Genomic DNA, 17,269 nt, shown 5'->3' with positions numbered 1-17,269 from the left:
AAAAAATGCCAGAACAAAAATTTTATGATACACAGCCGACGGGTGAGAACACTGAGGTGGAATATAGGGATCCTACAGATGTAGATGAAGTAGAAGAAGCAATCAAACACGGTGAAATTGATGAACTATCACAAAAATTCGCACTCTGGATTAGAACTAAGATGTGGAGACGGCATGTTCGTGAAGCTTTAGCCAGAATGATGGAATATACAAGCGTTTTGTTTAATAAAATAAAAGATTTATCTGAAGACACATTGAAGCGTCAAGAGCAGGTCGAACAACGCCAGACTAGTATTGAACGTCAGATGGTGGATGTTATAGCTAATGCAACTGTGGACGGCGAAGTGATCAACGCGAGGGATAGTGAAACTTATGGTACTTTTCCTGTTTTAGATGGCCGTTTAGAAAATATAGAAAAATTACTCATCACTTATGTTCCGGTTGGATTTGATGTAACGATTAACCATTCTTTGAATGCACCGCCAACAGTAAATGTCAGAACATGGACGTACGGTTTAGGGGTAATGCCGCTAGGAACAGAACCGGTCGGTTTATTCGGCGGATCTGCTAGCCAATCTGTAGCTTCGCAAGTTACACATAAAGATGCGACAACATGTGTCGTGTCTGTACCGTTTGCTTACAGAACGGATGGCGATCTTGTCAAAATTGATAACACACATTACTTGATCATCGACGAGGAAACGAAACGATCGTTGATGTTTGAGCTGTTTATTTAAAGGAGGATATACAAATGGATCTAAAGAAAATTTATCGCGGTATGGATAATAGCGCTGAAACGATACAAGAAAATTTTGAAGTGGTGAAAAAGGAGATACATGAGGTTGGGGCAGTGATCAGTAATGTATTAAAAGACTTCGATCCGAATACTGTTTACACTGGCACATGGGAGCGAATTAAAGGGAGGATGCTTGTAGGCGTAGACGAAAATAATACAAAATTCAGTACGGCCAAAAAAATAGGAGGAGCAGAAAATCATATTCATGAATTAGGTGATGGATCTGTATATGCACAATTGAGACTCACTTCTAGTTCTTTAGATAGCAAAAATGTTCCATACGCTGCGGAATGGTCAGTAAATACAACTAACAGCTCTCAAATGGCTTTTAAATCAGGATCAGGAATGCAAAGCGGAGGTGTAAATGTTGTAGGGAAATCCGACTCGCAAAGCAATCTACCACCATATTATGCAGTGTATATGTGGGTACGAACAGCTTAATTAAAAAATATTTAGAGAGTAGGTGACATATGAAAATTGAAATTATGGTGCTTTTAACAGTTGCATCCATTTGTGCAAGTATCTATTTTGGCTTGGTTAATTACCGCAGAAATCAAAAATCAGAAGACAAAAAAGAAGCTGCCGAAGCTACTGGCATGTTAGTTGATCTTCGCAATATTAATAATGGTGTTACGAGAATTGAAAATGATTTAAAGACAATACGAGAAGAAAACAAGGAAAGCCGAGAAAGACTGATTATTGTTGAGCAATCAACCAAACAAGCCCACCGAAGAATAGACAAAATAGAAGGAGGAGAAAAATAATGGATTTAGAACAATACTATATTGCAATCGTAGTCCTTGCATGTTTAATTGTGGGGTATTGCATCAAACATATCAAATGGCTAGATGAAGTAAGTAATCAATATATCCCGACTGTATTAGCTCTTTTGGGGGCTTTTTTAGGTTGTGTAGCAAATCAGGGCGTAAGCTTAGAAAACATTGTTTATGGCGCTTTAAGTGGTCTTGCTTCAACAGGGCTACATCAACTATTTAGTCGTTTAATCGACCAACGAAAGGGTGATGAAGATGAGTGATATCAATACATCATTAAAATGGATGTCTGACAGACAAGGTAGTGTAACCTATAGCATGATTTACCGTTATGGCCCATTAAGTTATGACTGTTCCAGTGCTGTTTATTATGCATTAATTGCTGGGGGCTTTTTACCACCAAACTCAAATATCGGCAACACAGAGACGTTGTTTAATGATTTAGAGCGTAACGGATGGCAACAAGTCCAACCTGACACAAATGGCAACTATCCAGCCAAACGAGGGGATGTCTTTATCTGGGGCAAACGAGGATTTACGCTAGGTGCTGCAGGCCATACAGGTATTTTTGTAGATGATAACGATAATATTATCCATTGTAATTACGGTTATAACGGCATTACTGTAAATCCGCATGACTTTATCTGGTCTATTAACGGACAACCGCCAATAACTATTTACAGATACGTCGGCGGCGCACCAGTTCAACCGCAGTCTAAAATTGTTAAACGGACATATAGCCAATACAACCAGGACAAACCTGTACAACTCGGTTATGTAGCACCAACCGTTGGTCTATCTTATCGTCTACACCTTACAAAACACGGTTGGGGTTTATATGTAGCAGACAGCCAACTTGCTGGATCAACTGGACAGAGTAACACGGCAGAGGCAATCGAAGTGCGGATCAATAACTCATTAGATTGGGTCAACATTGATGCGCATATAGCGCAAAAAGGTTGGACTGGATATAAAAAAGGAACTAACGGAACTACAGGAAAAGCTTTACAAATGGAAGCAATCAAGTTGACGTTAAACGGTGAGTTAGCTAAACAGTACAAGATTGTGTATCGTGTCCACCAATCGTCAATTGGTTGGTCTGAGTGGGTAAGCGATGGTCGACAAGCCGGTATTATTGGGCAACGTAAAGGCATTGAAGCAGTTGAAATTAAGTTGGTAAGGAAGTAATAAAATAGCCCTCCTGATTATTTAGGAGGGCTTGTACATAGTTAATTTAGATCAAGTAAAAGTTTTTTTGAGTTGTCTATTAATATAGATTGATTAATCATGGATTTTAACAAAGCATGGATATCAAAATTTATATTTTCTTTTAAAAGATAATTTTTCAAATCATCAATTTCACCATCTTGCACAATCTCAATAATATTTTTGACTTGTATTTCGCTCAAATCGAAATCTATGACTCCTTGAAAAAATAGCGTTTCTTCCTTGTTTTCTTCCAGAGTAATCATAAGCAATAATTTTTGATGGTATTTAATTTTCAACAATTCATTTTGGATATTACTGTTCAATTTTACACCTCACTTTAAAATATGAACTGGCTTATTGCCCATGCAATGGTGCGAGCGGCAGAACTGGGAATTTTTAATTCATGAATCATGAAAGAAACTAAGCGCGCTTCGATCGAAGTAGAGATCGAGTCAAGAAATGTACCTAACGAAAATGCATGTTTTTTTAGTAAATTTGCATTTTTCTTACTTAAAATTCCGACAACTTTACTAAGTAAATTACCGCCATATTTTAAAGCCAAAACCATAGCTTTTTTCTTTACACCTCTCGCTTGAGGGCGTAGTTCATTTAAATTACTTTGATTATCTTTAAATAGCGCTTTACCTTCTTCGGAAAGTCCAGAATAAATTTCGTCGTCATAATTTCTTTGAGATTGCGAGGAAACAATTTCGTTCGCGAACGCTTGGGAAACAGGCAAAAAATAAGTACCAACTAATAGTATAGAACTAAATACCAACATCATTTTCTTTAAATTCATACAATCAACCTTCTTTCCTTTTTTTACTCATCGCGATTGAGTTGAATTTATCTTACAATAAGCTCGAAAGTGAGTCAATACTTTTTTTACAATAAGTGCTTTAAAATAGCCCTCCTTTATTGGAGGGCGGTACATATCAACAAGTGAAATGAATATAGCTATCCTAAAAAAAAATCGAGGAAACCCGAAAAAAGAACTGGTGTTCCTGTTTCGTTTGTGTTATAATAATAATATAACCTCTAGTTTGTTATATATGCTATGAAAGTTGATAAAACTATTGTTTTGTTGACTTTCTTCTGGTTTAATGTAGATAGCATATAGTAATGAATAAATGGAGGAATTAATATGACAGTTAGTATTTCTAAAATAATTGCACATAAGTTAAATTTGGAAAAAAATGGCGGGGATAGAGCTATCTTAGCTGATTCACTGATTCAATTTGAAAATGAACAAGAGGGGCTAGAAGCTTTTGATTTTTTTACTACACATATCGAACAGTCACGAGAGCAGGGGTTTGTAAAGAAATGTCAATTTTGGGATTTAGAAGGAAATACTATAAAAAGTAATGTCGAAAGAATATACGCTCATTTGGAAGATGTTGATAATATCGATCAAGTTATTGTTGATGAATCAAAAAAAATGGCACTTAAGTTGAGAAAAATTATGATGGGGACATCTTCTAGGAGTGATGGTTCTTTGTTTGTTTTGCTTTACTCTATAGACGGAAATAATCATATAGGTATATTAAAAATGGATCCCGATACTGGTGTTGAAGTACGAGATGATTTAACGATAAAAGTGAGAAATGAAATGCTTCCTTCGAAAAGAGAAAAACTGCATAAGGCCGCTCTTATTTTATGTAAAAACGAATATATTGAAAATGATTTGCATCTTTTTGCTCTAGATAGACAAAAAAGCTCGAATGAACCAGCAAAGTATTTTATGGAAGAATTTTTAAATGTTAAAATACTACCAGATGATCGAAATTTGACTGTTGAATATCAGAAAGAAATGGTTTCTGTTTTTAAGGATGTATTACCAAAAGAAATATTCATGGAGTTTAATCAGAGATTTAAGCAAAGGTTATTAACTGGGGAGTATTTTACTTTGGAAAATGATTTTGATTCATTGGTGAGAGATTTATTACCCGAAGAAAGCAGAGATGCTGATTTAAGCGAGTATAAGCGTATGGTTCAGAGGACTTTGGTGAGGAAATATCCTGGAGAGGTAACAGGATTTTCTCCTGCAGTAGAAAAGATTAACCCTACAATTTTTCAATCAATTGATAAAAGTATTGAAATTAAGATTTTACCTGATGCTGATGACGGTTTATACGATAAGAATTATCAGGATGACGGTACCTTTGTACTTACTATTTATCCGGAAGCAGGCTTGGAAGAGAAAAAATAATTTCATTTGAGTGAGAAGGAGTTGAACAGAATATGGTTGAGGAAAATAAGATTAGAGAAATGACTTTATTTATCCAAAAGTATTCTGATTTTGTGTCAAGTGAATCTCCTAGCACTATAATTTTTAAAGAAGAGTTATTTTTGTGTGATATAGATACAAGTATAATAAATTCTATTCCAGCCATTGAGGGAATGGTTTCTACAGATTTTTTTATTAATGGAGAAAAGTATAATGATGTTCATTCTGTTAGTGATTTAAAAGAGCAAACAAGTGATACTTATAGAATGAAAAAAGATTCATTGGAAATTATCACGAAAATAAACAAAAAATTATATTTTTCAAATACAGAGCAAAGTAATTGCTATCTATTTTTAAATTTAGAAAACTTCTTCTATGTTATGAAACGATTAGATTGGGTATGCAAAAAGCATAAGATGAATATTTTTTTGTTATTGGGCACGGGTCCTCGATTTGAATCACCTTTTCTAAATATATGTCCCTATAAAGATAAAGATGGAATTACTTATGAGAAAATAGATGAATTTATTATAGATCAATATAAGAAATTTAACAAAATTTATAGCGCAATTTATGACGACGTAAAACTGAAAGATTTTTGGGAATATCCTATTACATGGAAAAACGACCTTTATAATGAAGGTTATGACAGAGTGAGCGAAGAGTTGTTAAGTACTTTTGTTAGGATTGTATGTAACAAAAACTTAAAGAGTCGAAAGTATATTATACGAGGTCACAAGACTATAATCATGGAAATAACGCCTTTTTCTATCTCAAAGGATAAGCAAAAATTAATAGGTGAACTTTTCGATTTTATATTGGATGCTGATAAACATCAGGATAAACTGCAAATATTAAGGAACACAATGACGATTTATTTAGATACAAACTCGGATACTAAAATCTTTGTTGAAAAAATTGAAGAGATATTAAAGTCTGTGAATTTCAGTTTTAACTTATACATTCAAGATGAAATTGAATTGTTTCTAGGTCAAAAAAATAAACTATTACAGGAGTTCATTAGTACCGCTAGAAAGGTTGAGGATTTAACCAATACTTTAATAACACAATTCAGAACTGTTATTTTGAGTTTGTTGGGGACTATATTTCTAAGCTTGCTAAATAACATTAATTCTTCAAAAACGTCTGCTATTCTTAACCTAGTTTTTTTAAGTTATATCATCTATTTTATAGTAAATTTCATTTTAATTTTTTATCAGAAAAAACAAAAAGAGGCGTTATTAGTTAGTTTGAAGAATTATACTGAAGAGTTAGGAGTTATAGGTGATGCAAAGGATAACAATTTGTCTTATGACGGATTGAAGGAAAAATATGTAGATGAATCTTTATCAATTTATGATAAATATAGAATTATGATGCTAATTGGTTTAGTAGTGTTGATTATTGCTTTTTCATTATTATATATGATCAACAGATTTTCATTTTTTCCAGATATTAAAACTGTAATTAAAAACGTGATTGGGTATTAGACTAAATATAAAAACCTATCTCTTAATCGAGGTAGGTTTATTTTTACACACTTTTTTCGCACAATTCTGCTATCCTGTCCTCAATATCCGCACTCAATACAAGTAATCGATACAACTCTGTAGCATCCTCTGAACTCTTAAACTTCAAACTAGTTAATTCAAAACGGCCAGAATTTTTTGACAATCCCACCCAACCATTATAAATTAAAAAAGAACGTACCTATCTATACGTTCATCACAATCGTGCCGCTCTCTCATCAAGAGCGGTATTTTTTGCTTGGTAAAAATATCTTTGATAGTCTGTAGTATACAACGCAAAGGATTCATATGACTGATATAAAAGTTACAAATTTGTTAGTTATAAATGTGGTGAAAATCGGTCGCCAAATGCTAAACTAAATTATAATAAATTATATGAGGTGATAAAGTATGAAGAAAATACTTGGACTGATTGGAATCGTTGTGCTCTGTGTTGCTGGATATTTTGGATTCAATTATTACAACCAAACGTATAAAACTACAACAGCATATGCGCAAGTTCCAAATGAAATACCTACGAAAGCCGAAACTTTAGATTTAGATGGTAAAAAAGTGAGCGGTAGTTATTCTTACAAATACAAAGTTATATTCGTAAAAGAAAATGGAGATAAGAAGCAAATGGATTTTGAACTGTCTGGAGAAAATCCAAAGCCATTTGACCCCGGAGCTTTTATTAAAGCAGAAATAAGTACAGATAGAGTGAATAATCCCACTCAAGTTCCAGATAGTGACGTTCCAAATAAAGTAAAAGCAGAACTTGGTAAATAATTTGATTTTTTGTAAAACAACCCTACCTCAAACTGAGAGATAGGGTTGTTTTTTATTGGCTCTATACTTTCTGATGTTGGTGAGAAATCACCGGCATCTTTTTTTAATGCAAAATAATAGAAAAGACATCCCGATATCCTTTAGAATTAAGTCGACTAAAACCAATTAAAAGGAGGAAATCAAGATGTCTTACACCAATCTTATCAAAAATACCTTAGATATTCTAGACTTAAACATTACTTTTACTGAAAATTCTTTAGAAAAAGAACGCATTAAGGGACGAATTTGTCAGGTATTTTCTGGTACATTAGACTATTTAGCCCACTCCTGTCTTCATTGTGGAGAGAAAGAAAAAGGAAAGATTATTCGTTGGGGCTATACGACTTGTCTTATTTTAATGAACGATGTGTCTGAGTATCAAACGTATTTACGCTTGAAGAAACGCCGTTTCTTCTGTTATTCCTGTGAAAGAACGTTCGTCGCTGAAACAAGTCTGATCCAAAAAGGGTGTTCGATTTCTAAGAAAGTGAAGCTATCCATTGCCGATCGATTAAGAAAGGTCACGTCTATGAGTGAGATTGCGCGTCAAAAGAAGGTCTCTGTTTCTTCTGTCTATCGCGTCTTGAAACAATTTTATGAACCGAAAAAAATCAATCGCCTGACCTTGCCTGAAGTCCTTTGTTTTGATGAATTTAAATCGGTTAAACAGGTCGCTGCTTCTATGAGTTTTATCATGATGGATGGTCAAACAAAGCAGTTAATTGATGTCATTGAAAACCGTCAATTGTCCTTTTTACAACGTTATTTTTCACGATTCTCTTTGTCTGTTCGTGAACGTGTAAAATATATCGTTTGTGATATGTACGCTCCTTATTTTTCTCTCGTCAAAAAATTGTTTCCTATGGCTCAGATTATTCTCGATCGCTTTCACATTGTCCAACACATTGGACGAACCTTTTTAAAACACCGCATTCAACGAATGAATCTGTTTCTCCAGAAAGGAACTGTAGAGGCAAAAAAATATCGACACTTGAAGAAGTGCTGGAAACTTCTTCAAAAGAACCAATCGAAGCTCGATTTTGAAAAACGCCAATGGCGTCCTTCTTTCCGCACCTATTTAACAGAAACAGAACTCGTTGATCGACTCCTTGCATATGATGAGGAGTTAAAATCTGGTTACACCTGTTATCAGAACGTTCTTTATGCGGTACAAACACGAGACTACACAAGATTCCACTCGCTATTAGAACAAGATTGTTCTGGACTTCCCGTCTATTACCAAACAGTTTTTTCTACCTTTAAGAAAGTTCAAAATGAAATTAAGCATGCTCTAGAATTATCCTATTCCAATGGCCCATTGGAATGCTTGAACAACCATATCAAAGTGTTAAAGAGAAATGCGTATGGGTTTCGTAACTTTTATAACTTTAAATTGAGAATTGCTTTATGCTTTGGTAACGTTCTTTTTCAGCCGAATAGAAAAACCTAGAGGTATTTTCCTCTAGGCCTTACAATAATTGATTTAATTCTTTGGATTTTCTTCACCAACATTAGTTGACAAAGAGCCTTTTTATTTATACTAACATGCCCTTTATATATTGTGTTATATTAAAATATAAATAGGGGGAATGGCAGATGAAAAATGATATTATTGTGAAAGCAAAAGAATTGCTCTCAACTTGTGAGTCTTTTTTGATAACTACAAATGATCGTAATGGCTTCCCAAATACAATTATTGTGTCAAAACCAATTATAAGAGCAGGATTTTATAATTTAAAATTTTATTTAGATGGCGATGGACAAACTATAAAAAATATTCAGCAGGACAAAAAAGGAAATGTTTGCTGTTACAATGAATCGAGGCATGAGAGCTTGCTACTAAAAGGAACTTTCAGCGTCGAGGAAATAGAAGAATTTAGATTGATTGAAGATCGCTTGAATACATATCAAAAGCAATTAAAACATGAGAATCCAGTGATTCTTTCGTTTGAAGTATATACAGTCAAAGTCCACTCTAACACAAAAACATTTTGGAAAAATGTAGATGAGTAAGGAAAAAATATGATTGATTAGTTTTAATTAAAAGAAATTATAAAAAGCCTATCTCATTCATTTGAGGTAGGCTTGTTTTTTATTGGATTTGTTCAAAGACTTTTTTGTATTTGTTGAAAATATTTTCAGTTTCATCTGATTTTTTAACAGCTTCTCCAATCATTAGTGCATTTATATGATCATTTTTTGATAAATAGTAATCATATTCTTCACTACTTTTAAGGTCGTAGGCTGAGTTTAAATCTTCTAGGGAACCGAATATAGAGATCGTAAAATACAAATTAGGGTCGTTGTTCTGTTCCGCAAAATTCATCGTATAAACGGGAGAGTACTCTGGGATATCATTAGATGTATTCTCCGTTTCTAAGACTGCAACTGTCCCATTATTGTAAACATTTAACCCATTATCGATAAAAGCAGACACTATTTTTTTATTTGCATCTGACTTAATTTCTGATAGTATTTCATCCTTTGTCCTATCAATGTGCTTATCATCGGAACTAGAACTACTCTCTAAATCTTTAACTCTCGATTCTAACTGTTCAACTTTACTACTAGAAGACGTTTCTTTTTCATTATTCCCACAAGCTGTAAGCCCAAATACAGATATTAATAAAACTCCGTAAATCACTTTTTTCATAATAATCCTCCTAATATAATTTTCTATATAAGTATACCAAACAAAACGTTAAGATTAAACTAGTAACTCGTTTTTACGTTCTGCGATCAGTAGCTCAAGTTCCGTTAAGTCTTCAAGCGTAGCTTTCGTGTTAATGAACGACTTAGCAGACCTCTTACTTGTCATGTAATTTCTATGTGCTTTTTTCTCTTCATCGGAGTTGATTCTTTTTCTGTAGTTTTTACTTGCTCTAATTTGTGATTCTGGCGTGCTGTTTTCCTTTTTCATATCTAGTTCTCCTTATAATTTTTAATAGCTAAGACGAGCCCCGCAACTGCTATTACAGCTGCAATAATATAAAATATTAGCATTTTTGTTTTCCTCCTTATATTTTGATATAATGGAGATATAAGAGGGGGTTACCCCTCTCTATCAATTTACTTTTTGCGTTTCTTTTTCTTCTTAGCTTGCTTGGTGGCTGTTAAGAAGTTTAGAATTGCTGTGGCTAATAGCGTGAGAGCTGTTAGCCATTTTATTATGTCGTCTATCATTTTTCCACCTCCTTAACTATATATTCATTATAACGCATACGTTATATATTGTCAAGGCTTTTACCTAATTAAATAATAAAAATCCCCACTTTTTTAGTAGGGATTAAGCTATTAAAAGGGGCAAAAAAGGGGCAAAACTTTCACACAAGTGCAAACTAGCCTATTTTATTCCTAAAGAAAAAAGAACTACAAACCCTTTTTTAATAAGATTTCACACCCATCTGAACTAGCTTAGCTTACGGCGGACTGATGGGCGGCATGATGTAAAAATAAGGGAAGCTGGGACATAAGCGCTAAACCTGAGAAAGAAGTAGGAATTTACGGAAATTGACCTTCAAATTTTGCGAATGTCAGCTTATTTCAGAAGGAATTGCTGCTGTAACCAACTCGTATCTGCATTTAGGGTGTGAAACAAAAGTGGATTTCACTTTTGTTTCACACCCTTTTTTAGTATAAAATACAGTTTTCGAATTATATTAAAATAGTTAATTTTTCAATCTAATTCTGAACTAATCAAAATAAGGCAGAATCAAAAACTGTTGAATTCCTATTAACACCAACAAATGAGCTGGATAAAACCAATAAAAAAAATATTTCCATTGCTTTCCACGCTGACCATTATAAAAATAGATGGGAATAAAAGCAATCAACCCAAACCAACTATTTTGTAAAAGAATAAGTGCTCCAAGAACACATTTAAACAGATGAAAATCTCTAAATAGGTACAAAACGACAATCAACAAAACCCCAATCCAACCGCCATAATCGGTATGCAGCCCTTGCGCTGCAAAAATTCCTAATCCTACTATAATGATAGAGAAAAAAATATTCTTTACTGAGTGATTCTTTAATCGTTGTAAACCGATAATGGCTAACAAACCAATCAATAAGGTGAAAAAGACATTTTGGCTTTTCAAATCAACTATTCGATGTGAAAAAGCCAGATCATAAGGTATTTCAGAAATGAAAGCAAATAGGGATAAACGGAGTAGATATTTTTTAGTATTTGAAGTATGAATAAATCCTTCTACCAGTAAAAAACAGAATATAGGGAAAGCCAGCCTTCCGATCATAATAAATACGGGGAAAAGAGCTTGGCTTAAATCAATCAAATTATTTGTAGTTGGTTCAAATGCATACGGAACCGACAGTGTTACAGAGGGCTGAAAAGAAATGATTTTTGCAGTATGATCGAGCAGCATAGCGATAATAGCAATCCATTTCAATTGGCTACCAGAGAAAAAAGATTTTGAGTCCAATAAGTGTGCTCCTTTTTATTAGATTTGAGATATATCATTTTACCACAGTATGAAATCCAACCGTATCAAAGAATTTATTTTTGCTTAGTTGAAATGAAAAAAATTACCAAGTAGAAAATAGCTGGATTGATTCATTGATCATTATGAATAAATTTAAAAAGATCCTAATGATTTTATGCTATACTCAAAGAGTTAAAAATATAAAATACATGCTTTTTTATGAAGGATAGAGTATAAAAAGAGAGCCATGTATCGATAGGAAAAAGGAGTTTGACCAATGAATATTGTTTTTTGTGATATAGATGGAACATTCCAAGATTTAGGCGGTGAAGTGCCAAAAGTCAACTATGATGCAATCTATGCTTTACAAAATCAGGGTGATCATTTTGTTTTTATCAGTGGGCGCGGTTATGCGCAGTTGACTGAATTGATGAATGAATTAGACAGTGAGTGTGATGTTATTTTTAGTAACGGTGGTGGACATAAGTTGGTGGGTGAACCAATTCAGTACAATCACTGTGTATCAATGGCTGAATGTGAAAGAGTCATCGCAATTTTAGAAGAACGAGCTATTTTTTATCATATCCATACGAATGAAGGAATCATTTTGAAACCAGTTGAAAATTACGAAATGAATATACTTGCATTGAGACAAAAGCTTGAATCAATGGGAGAAACTGGCAAGCAAATCATGGACTTCAAAGAAGCATTCTTCAAAGAACAATGTCAGCATGTGAAAGATCCATTTACTTATTTGAAAAAACATCCAGAATTAAAAGTGATGAAAATAGAATTGATGGAAGCAAGCGATGAAGAGCATGAGACGTTGCGCGAGTTATTGAGTAGTGAGTCGGCAGATGTTTTTTCTTCATTTACACAATGTTTGGAAATTGTTAATCCAAAGAGTAGCAAAGGCAATGCTATTAATGAGTTCATGAAAAATTATCCAGATGCACGTAGTTTTGGTATCGGCGATGGTGAAAATGATTTAGCCATGTTGGAAGTTGTCGATATTCCAGTTGCAGTAGGGAATGCTAAGGAAATTGTAAAGGAGCAGTGTCAGTTGATTATTGGCGATTGCTTAGATGGCGGTGTTGGCACCTTTATTTTTGACGAAATCATTGGAAGTTAAAAAGTACATTGTAAAGTGGGAGGAGTAACAATGGAAGAAATCAAAGAGAATATCGAACATGATCTAGAATATTATCAATCAGGCATCAGACAATTGTACATGAAACAGTATCAAAAATATTTAATGAGTCTTTTAGCAATCATGTTGGTAACAGCTATTGCTATCGGTTTATCTGAATCAATAGTTAGAGCTGTGTTGGTGTTATTATTTCTTATTGAGATAGTTTTAATTGTCTATATTCTTCGTTATTTACGTGCAGAAGTCTTTGAAAGGTATTTCCAGCAGATTAAAGGAGAATTACCTGCAGAATTTCAAAAAATGGAATCGATCGAAGTTCAAGAAGATGATCAAGCGTATTACTTTTTAGATGATCAAGAGCTATTTGTAAAGTTGAAAAAGAAAAATTCCCGAAACTTCCCATCAAAAATCAGACAGTATACATTATTAGTGGGGTTTACGAATGAATTAGATGAGAAAACCTTAGAACAACCATTGCAATTTTTTTACTATGATATCACGCAAATCAAGTATGCTGCTAGTTATAAACAAGAGCTTTTGAAAAATGCCAATTTTATTGCGAAACGGAGAAAACGAAGACTTAAATCAGCAGCAATAACTATTTTTTTACTGATTTTATTTGGATTTGCTTTCTTTGGTCTATTTTAGTCATTCAAAACAAATGAAATGATTTTCGCTAGTACACATAAGAATTTAAGGGTCAAAGGTGTAGCTTAAAGAAGAACACTTTTGACCCTTAAAATACTTTAATCCTTTAATTGTTTAAAGAATCTTTTGTTTATTTTGCAAAATTTTGAATAATTTGATTTAGAGTTTGAGCGGCTAAGGCTCCTGCTCGTTCATCGTAATAAGCCGCAAATCGTTCATCACCAACATACATTTGGCCTAAATCTCTATGCATTTCAGGTGAATAGGCTGGTGAAGTATACTGTAGCCATTCTTTGTGTTTTAAAAATACAGTTTTAGCTTTATCTGAATGATATTCTTTGGTCGCTATCACGATTTTTAAGGCTTCAAGCATCTCTTCTTCAGCTGTTTCCATGCTGGAAAAATCCTCTTCACTTAGATTCAACCATTTTTGATTAGATGCTTCTACTGTTTCTTCTCCATATTTTTTACGGATTTCATTGCCATATGTTTGTTCGTTTTCTTGTAGTTTTTTTTGTTTAAAGCCTACAAATTTTTCTTTGTCAGTCATGTATAATTCTCCTTTTTGATAACGCAATGTTTTTTCTACAGTGAGGATAAGATGATCGATCTGCTGACGTTTTTCCAATAATTGTCGATAATGATCCTGTAACGCGTATTTGGGATCATAGTTGGGTGTGTTTAGCAATTTTTGGATTTCCTCTAATTTTAACTCCATTGAACGATAAAAAAGAATCTGTTGCAGTTTGTCTACTTCTTTCGTTCCGTAAATGCGGTATCCAGAAGAATTGATACGTGCAGGTTTTAAAAGATCGATTTCATCATAATACCGCAATGTTCGAGTGCTGATTCCGGATAATTCAGCAATTTTTTTAATTGTGTATTCCATCTTTTCCCCTCCTGTATGAAATTAGTATAAACCTTAACCTAACGTAAAGGTCAACAGTTTTTTAGCATACCATATTTATTTACAAAAACGAATATTTTGATTTACAAAGCGAAGATGAAAGAGTAAAATTTTTATGTGAGATTATCAAGAGAAGTTATATATAATTAAGGAGCTAGACAAATGAAATTAATTGAAACCCCCATTAATCGAAACCTGGACTTAGAATATTTTTATCCCAATATCACTAAGTTTGTATTTGGCACTAAAGCAATTAAATTTTTTAAATTATATGCACTCGATCGTACACAAATTATTTACGCTGATGCATTCGATAAGATCGATATCATTATGATCAACACTAAAAAGAAAATTGCTAAAAAAGAGGTCGAATATGTAATCAAAAAACTTTTGAACACGACAAGAGACGAAGTAACAGTTCAAATAGGTGTTAAAAATGAAATGCAACAAAAAGGCTATTCATTTAGCGCACCTCGAAAAGATATTATTGTGATTCAAAAAAATATTACTCCCTCATAAACTAGAAACTCCTCAGAAAAAGTTGTAATTTAACTTTTTTTGGGGAGTTTAAATTATGTAGAATTATTTTGTTGTAATTGGAAGCAACATTTTTAATTACTTTTTTAAACGTATCGGTTTGCATCGCAACAAAGTGATTTCATACTATTACTTTTTCCTAAACCAATAATTAAATATGAGAAACTGGAAAATCAGTAGGATTTCTATTCTAACTTTGATAAAATAAGAAGAGGAACGAAAGGAAGCGTGAAAGTTGAAAGAATTATTTCATAAATATAAAGAAGTGATTTCATATTTAGTTTTTGGTGTGGCGACGACGATCGTTAATATAGTTATTTTTTTCATCTGTAAGGATGTATTAGAAATCGACTATAAAATAAGTAATGCAATTGGTTGGTTTTTATCAGTGTTGTTTGCCTTTTTCACAAACAAGTACTTTGTTTTTGCGAGTAGTCATGAGGATATTAGCTCTTTTGTTAGAGAAATGCTACTATTCTATTGGTATCGTATTTTATCATTCGTTGTTGATATGGCTTTGATGATTTTAATGATTGAATGGATGCACATCTCTGATTTTTGGGCAAAAATGGTGACTCAAGTTGCTGTGGTTGTATTGAATTACTTCTTCAGCAAGTTTTTTATCTTCAAGAAAAAAGCTTCTTAAAAGAAGTTTTTAGTTAAAAAGACAGTTTTTTGTTATAATAGAAATTAAAATTCTAGAAAAAATAAAGGGTGGCAGACTGAAATGAAGAAAGTTTATGATGATGATAGCTTAACGTTACATACTGATCTGTATCAAATCAACATGATGCAAACGTATTGGAAATTAGGTAGAGCAGACTTACATTCTGTATTTGAATGTTATTTTAGAGAAATGCCTTTTAATCATGGTTATGCTATTTTTGCAGGTTTGGAACGTCTGGTCGATTATTTAGAGCATTTAACTTTTACAGAGACAGATATTGCTTATCTTCGAGAAGTAGAGGATTATCCGGAAGATTTTTTGACGTACTTAAAAGAGTTTGAATTTAAATGTACCGTTCGTTCTGCTTTAGAAGGAGATTTAGTTTTCAATAATGAACCGTTGATTCAAGTTGAAGGACCTTTAGCGCAATGTCAGCTAATCGAAACAGCTCTTTTGAACATGGTAAATTTTCAAACCCTGATTGCAACAAAAGCGGCACGAATTAAATCGGTTATTGAGGACGATCCTTTGATGGAATTTGGTACTCGTCGGGCACAAGAATTAGATGCAGCGATCTGGGGAACGCGTGCAGCTTATATTGGCGGAGCTGATGCGACAAGTAATGTTCGAGCAGGTAAAATCTTCGGTATTCCTGTCAGTGGAACGCATGCACATTCTTTGGTGCAGTCTTACGGAAATGATTATGATGCCTTCACAGCTTATGCGCAAACACATAAAGAATGTGTCTTTTTAGTGGATACTTACGATACCTTAAAATCAGGAGTTCCAAGTGCGATTCGTGTAGCAAGGGAAATGGGCGATAAAATCAATTTTCTAGGCGTCCGTCTTGATAGTGGGGATATGGCTTATATTTCAAAACGCGTGCGTGAACAATTAGATGAAGCAGGCTACACAGAAGCTAAAATCTATGCGTCAAATGACTTAGATGAAAATACGATTTTAAGTTTAAAAATGCAAAAAGCTAAAATCGATGTCTGGGGCGTTGGAACGAAATTGATCACGGCCTATGATCAACCCGCTTTAGGTGCGGTCTTTAAATTGGTATCAATTGAAGATGAAAATGGCAAGATGGAAGATACTATCAAACTTTCAAGTAATGCAGAAAAAGTGACAACACCTGGGAAAAAACAAGTTTGGCGTATTACGCGGAAGTCAGATAAAAAATCCGAAGGTGATTATGTCACCTTGTGGGATGAAGATCCACGCAAGCAAGAAGAAATCTATATGTTCCATCCAGTCCATACCTTTATTAATAAGACAGTCAGAGATTTTGAAGCGAGAGCTGTTTTACAAGATATTTTTGTTGATGGAAAACGAGTTTACGAAATGCCTACTTTAGAAGAAATCAAAAGCTACGCAAAAGAAAATCTTGATTCACTATGGGAAGAATACAAACGTGATCTTAATCCACAAAAATATCCAGTTGATTTATCGACTGAGTGCTGGAATCATAAAATGCGTTTACTTGAAAAAGTACGAGTAGATGTAAAAGCACTGAGTGAAGGTAGGTAAATAGCATCTGATCTGCGCGGGCTAGCGCTCTGCCCGAATTCGAT

The 17,269-nt window shown here is 33.7% G+C and carries 21 protein-coding genes; 15 read left to right on the top strand and 6 right to left on the bottom strand.

The features are described from left to right. The first annotated feature begins 5 nt into the window (after positions 1–5). The 5 genes from IGI43_RS03660 to IGI43_RS03640 are packed head-to-tail and all read left to right on the top strand — an operon-like array spanning position 6 to position 2,757. On the top strand, positions 6–737 hold the full coding sequence (locus IGI43_RS03660; protein WP_438756477.1) for a hypothetical protein: 732 nt from the start codon (positions 6–8) through the stop codon (positions 735–737). A gap of 14 nt (positions 738–751) precedes the next feature. Then, positions 752–1,237: a phage baseplate protein gene (locus IGI43_RS03655; RefSeq protein WP_438756476.1), complete on the top strand. Its 486-nt coding sequence runs from the start codon at positions 752–754 to the stop codon at positions 1,235–1,237. Positions 1,238–1,266: 29 nt separating this feature from the next. Next, positions 1,267–1,560 carry a hypothetical protein gene (locus tag IGI43_RS03650; RefSeq protein ID WP_438756475.1) on the top strand — a complete coding sequence of 98 codons (294 nt, stop codon included), beginning with the start codon at positions 1,267–1,269 and terminating at the stop codon, positions 1,558–1,560. After that, complete coding sequence (locus IGI43_RS03645) at positions 1,560–1,832, top strand: phage holin family protein (protein WP_438756474.1); 273 nt, start codon at positions 1,560–1,562, stop codon at positions 1,830–1,832. The genes IGI43_RS03650 and IGI43_RS03645 overlap by 1 nt, the downstream gene beginning before the upstream one ends. After that, positions 1,825–2,757 (top strand): peptidoglycan amidohydrolase family protein, encoded by a 933-nt coding sequence (locus IGI43_RS03640; RefSeq protein ID WP_438756473.1) that lies wholly within the window; start codon positions 1,825–1,827, stop codon positions 2,755–2,757. Before IGI43_RS03645 ends, IGI43_RS03640 begins: the two co-directional genes overlap by 8 nt. Before the next feature lie 41 nt (positions 2,758–2,798). On the opposite strand, the gene IGI43_RS03635 is transcribed toward IGI43_RS03640, so the two are convergent. Both IGI43_RS03635 and IGI43_RS03630 read right to left on the bottom strand, forming a co-directional pair. Next, complete coding sequence (locus IGI43_RS03635; RefSeq protein WP_438756472.1) at positions 2,799–3,101, bottom strand: hypothetical protein; 303 nt, start codon at positions 3,099–3,101, stop codon at positions 2,799–2,801. Positions 3,102–3,115: 14 nt separating this feature from the next. Further along, complete coding sequence (locus tag IGI43_RS03630) at positions 3,116–3,577, bottom strand: hypothetical protein (RefSeq protein WP_438756471.1); 462 nt, start codon at positions 3,575–3,577, stop codon at positions 3,116–3,118. Positions 3,578–3,922: 345 nt separating this feature from the next. Between IGI43_RS03630 and IGI43_RS03625 the strand changes: the two genes are divergently transcribed. From IGI43_RS03625 to IGI43_RS03605, 5 genes are all read left to right on the top strand, one after another. After that, complete coding sequence (locus IGI43_RS03625; protein ID WP_438756470.1) at positions 3,923–4,987, top strand: nucleoid-associated protein; 1,065 nt, start codon at positions 3,923–3,925, stop codon at positions 4,985–4,987. 32 nt (positions 4,988–5,019) lie between these two features. Next, positions 5,020–6,495 (top strand): hypothetical protein, encoded by a 1,476-nt coding sequence (locus IGI43_RS03620; RefSeq protein WP_438756469.1) that lies wholly within the window; start codon positions 5,020–5,022, stop codon positions 6,493–6,495. A gap of 429 nt (positions 6,496–6,924) precedes the next feature. Beyond that, positions 6,925–7,302: a YxeA family protein gene (locus tag IGI43_RS03615; protein ID WP_438756468.1), complete on the top strand. Its 378-nt coding sequence runs from the start codon at positions 6,925–6,927 to the stop codon at positions 7,300–7,302. Between the two features lie 184 nt (positions 7,303–7,486). Next, on the top strand, positions 7,487–8,791 hold the full coding sequence (locus IGI43_RS03610) for an ISL3 family transposase (protein ID WP_438756467.1): 1,305 nt from the start codon (positions 7,487–7,489) through the stop codon (positions 8,789–8,791). A 146-nt stretch (positions 8,792–8,937) separates the two neighbouring features. After that, entirely contained in the window at positions 8,938–9,354 is a 417-nt protein-coding gene (locus IGI43_RS03605) for a pyridoxamine 5'-phosphate oxidase family protein (protein ID WP_438756466.1), read from the top strand. A 79-nt stretch (positions 9,355–9,433) separates the two neighbouring features. On the opposite strand, the gene IGI43_RS03600 is transcribed toward IGI43_RS03605, so the two are convergent. From IGI43_RS03600 to IGI43_RS03590, 3 genes are all read right to left on the bottom strand, one after another. Then, positions 9,434–9,994, bottom strand: a complete 561-nt coding sequence (locus tag IGI43_RS03600) for a hypothetical protein (protein WP_438756465.1) — start codon at positions 9,992–9,994, stop codon at positions 9,434–9,436. 54 nt (positions 9,995–10,048) lie between these two features. Beyond that, a complete protein-coding gene (locus IGI43_RS03595) occupies positions 10,049–10,261 on the bottom strand; it encodes a hypothetical protein (RefSeq protein WP_438756464.1) in 213 nt (70 codons plus the stop codon). Positions 10,262–11,033: 772 nt separating this feature from the next. Continuing rightward, complete coding sequence (locus IGI43_RS03590) at positions 11,034–11,783, bottom strand: TraX family protein (RefSeq protein ID WP_438756463.1); 750 nt, start codon at positions 11,781–11,783, stop codon at positions 11,034–11,036. A gap of 277 nt (positions 11,784–12,060) precedes the next feature. Here IGI43_RS03590 and IGI43_RS03585 point away from each other — a divergent pair, with 277 nt between their 5' ends. Both IGI43_RS03585 and IGI43_RS03580 read left to right on the top strand, forming a co-directional pair. Continuing rightward, positions 12,061–12,915, top strand: a complete 855-nt coding sequence (locus IGI43_RS03585; RefSeq protein ID WP_438756462.1) for an HAD-IIB family hydrolase — start codon at positions 12,061–12,063, stop codon at positions 12,913–12,915. A 30-nt stretch (positions 12,916–12,945) separates the two neighbouring features. Continuing rightward, the gene (locus IGI43_RS03580; RefSeq protein ID WP_438756461.1) at positions 12,946–13,581 is read left to right on the top strand and encodes a hypothetical protein; all 636 of its coding nucleotides are present in this window, start codon (positions 12,946–12,948) and stop codon (positions 13,579–13,581) included. 130 nt (positions 13,582–13,711) lie between these two features. Here IGI43_RS03580 and IGI43_RS03575 read toward each other — a convergent pair whose 3' ends face one another. Beyond that, positions 13,712–14,470 (bottom strand): MerR family transcriptional regulator, encoded by a 759-nt coding sequence (locus IGI43_RS03575; RefSeq protein ID WP_438756460.1) that lies wholly within the window; start codon positions 14,468–14,470, stop codon positions 13,712–13,714. 180 nt (positions 14,471–14,650) lie between these two features. On the opposite strand from IGI43_RS03575, the gene IGI43_RS03570 reads away from it, so the two are divergent. The 3 genes from IGI43_RS03570 to IGI43_RS03560 all read left to right on the top strand — a co-directional run bounded on the left by IGI43_RS03570 (position 14,651) and on the right by IGI43_RS03560 (position 17,225). Beyond that, positions 14,651–15,007: a DUF1827 family protein gene (locus tag IGI43_RS03570; protein WP_438756459.1), complete on the top strand. Its 357-nt coding sequence runs from the start codon at positions 14,651–14,653 to the stop codon at positions 15,005–15,007. A gap of 253 nt (positions 15,008–15,260) precedes the next feature. After that, entirely contained in the window at positions 15,261–15,671 is a 411-nt protein-coding gene (locus IGI43_RS03565; protein WP_438756458.1) for a GtrA family protein, read from the top strand. 81 nt (positions 15,672–15,752) lie between these two features. Next, positions 15,753–17,225, top strand: a complete 1,473-nt coding sequence (locus tag IGI43_RS03560; RefSeq protein ID WP_438756457.1) for a nicotinate phosphoribosyltransferase — start codon at positions 15,753–15,755, stop codon at positions 17,223–17,225. Positions 17,226–17,269: the final 44 nt, after the last annotated feature.

The sequence above is a fragment of the Enterococcus sp. AZ126 genome (assembly GCF_051714545.1).
Lineage (GTDB): Bacteria > Bacillota > Bacilli > Lactobacillales > Enterococcaceae > Enterococcus_L.
Note: the sequence above shows the minus strand (reverse complement) of the source record. Positions and strands in the feature narration are given on the sequence as shown.

What these genes read in the sequence shown, in the direction of transcription:
- IGI43_RS03660 (WP_438756477.1), top strand. Translation starts at nt 6, where the DNA reads ATGCCAGAACAAAAATTTTATGATACACAGCCGACGGGTGAGAACACT.
- IGI43_RS03655 (WP_438756476.1), top strand. Translation starts at nt 752, where the DNA reads ATGGATCTAAAGAAAATTTATCGCGGTATGGATAATAGCGCTGAAACG.
- IGI43_RS03650 (WP_438756475.1), top strand. Translation starts at nt 1,267, where the DNA reads ATGAAAATTGAAATTATGGTGCTTTTAACAGTTGCATCCATTTGTGCA.
- IGI43_RS03645 (WP_438756474.1), top strand. Translation starts at nt 1,560, where the DNA reads ATGGATTTAGAACAATACTATATTGCAATCGTAGTCCTTGCATGTTTA.
- IGI43_RS03640 (WP_438756473.1), top strand. Translation starts at nt 1,825, where the DNA reads ATGAGTGATATCAATACATCATTAAAATGGATGTCTGACAGACAAGGT.
- IGI43_RS03630 (WP_438756471.1), bottom strand. Translation starts at nt 3,577, where the DNA reads ATGAATTTAAAGAAAATGATGTTGGTATTTAGTTCTATACTATTAGTT.
- IGI43_RS03625 (WP_438756470.1), top strand. Translation starts at nt 3,923, where the DNA reads ATGACAGTTAGTATTTCTAAAATAATTGCACATAAGTTAAATTTGGAA.
- IGI43_RS03620 (WP_438756469.1), top strand. Translation starts at nt 5,020, where the DNA reads ATGGTTGAGGAAAATAAGATTAGAGAAATGACTTTATTTATCCAAAAG.
- IGI43_RS03615 (WP_438756468.1), top strand. Translation starts at nt 6,925, where the DNA reads ATGAAGAAAATACTTGGACTGATTGGAATCGTTGTGCTCTGTGTTGCT.
- IGI43_RS03610 (WP_438756467.1), top strand. Translation starts at nt 7,487, where the DNA reads ATGTCTTACACCAATCTTATCAAAAATACCTTAGATATTCTAGACTTA.
- IGI43_RS03605 (WP_438756466.1), top strand. Translation starts at nt 8,938, where the DNA reads ATGAAAAATGATATTATTGTGAAAGCAAAAGAATTGCTCTCAACTTGT.
- IGI43_RS03600 (WP_438756465.1), bottom strand. Translation starts at nt 9,994, where the DNA reads ATGAAAAAAGTGATTTACGGAGTTTTATTAATATCTGTATTTGGGCTT.
- IGI43_RS03595 (WP_438756464.1), bottom strand. Translation starts at nt 10,261, where the DNA reads ATGAAAAAGGAAAACAGCACGCCAGAATCACAAATTAGAGCAAGTAAA.
- IGI43_RS03585 (WP_438756462.1), top strand. Translation starts at nt 12,061, where the DNA reads ATGAATATTGTTTTTTGTGATATAGATGGAACATTCCAAGATTTAGGC.
- IGI43_RS03580 (WP_438756461.1), top strand. Translation starts at nt 12,946, where the DNA reads ATGGAAGAAATCAAAGAGAATATCGAACATGATCTAGAATATTATCAA.
- IGI43_RS03575 (WP_438756460.1), bottom strand. Translation starts at nt 14,470, where the DNA reads ATGGAATACACAATTAAAAAAATTGCTGAATTATCCGGAATCAGCACT.
- IGI43_RS03570 (WP_438756459.1), top strand. Translation starts at nt 14,651, where the DNA reads ATGAAATTAATTGAAACCCCCATTAATCGAAACCTGGACTTAGAATAT.
- IGI43_RS03560 (WP_438756457.1), top strand. Translation starts at nt 15,753, where the DNA reads ATGAAGAAAGTTTATGATGATGATAGCTTAACGTTACATACTGATCTG.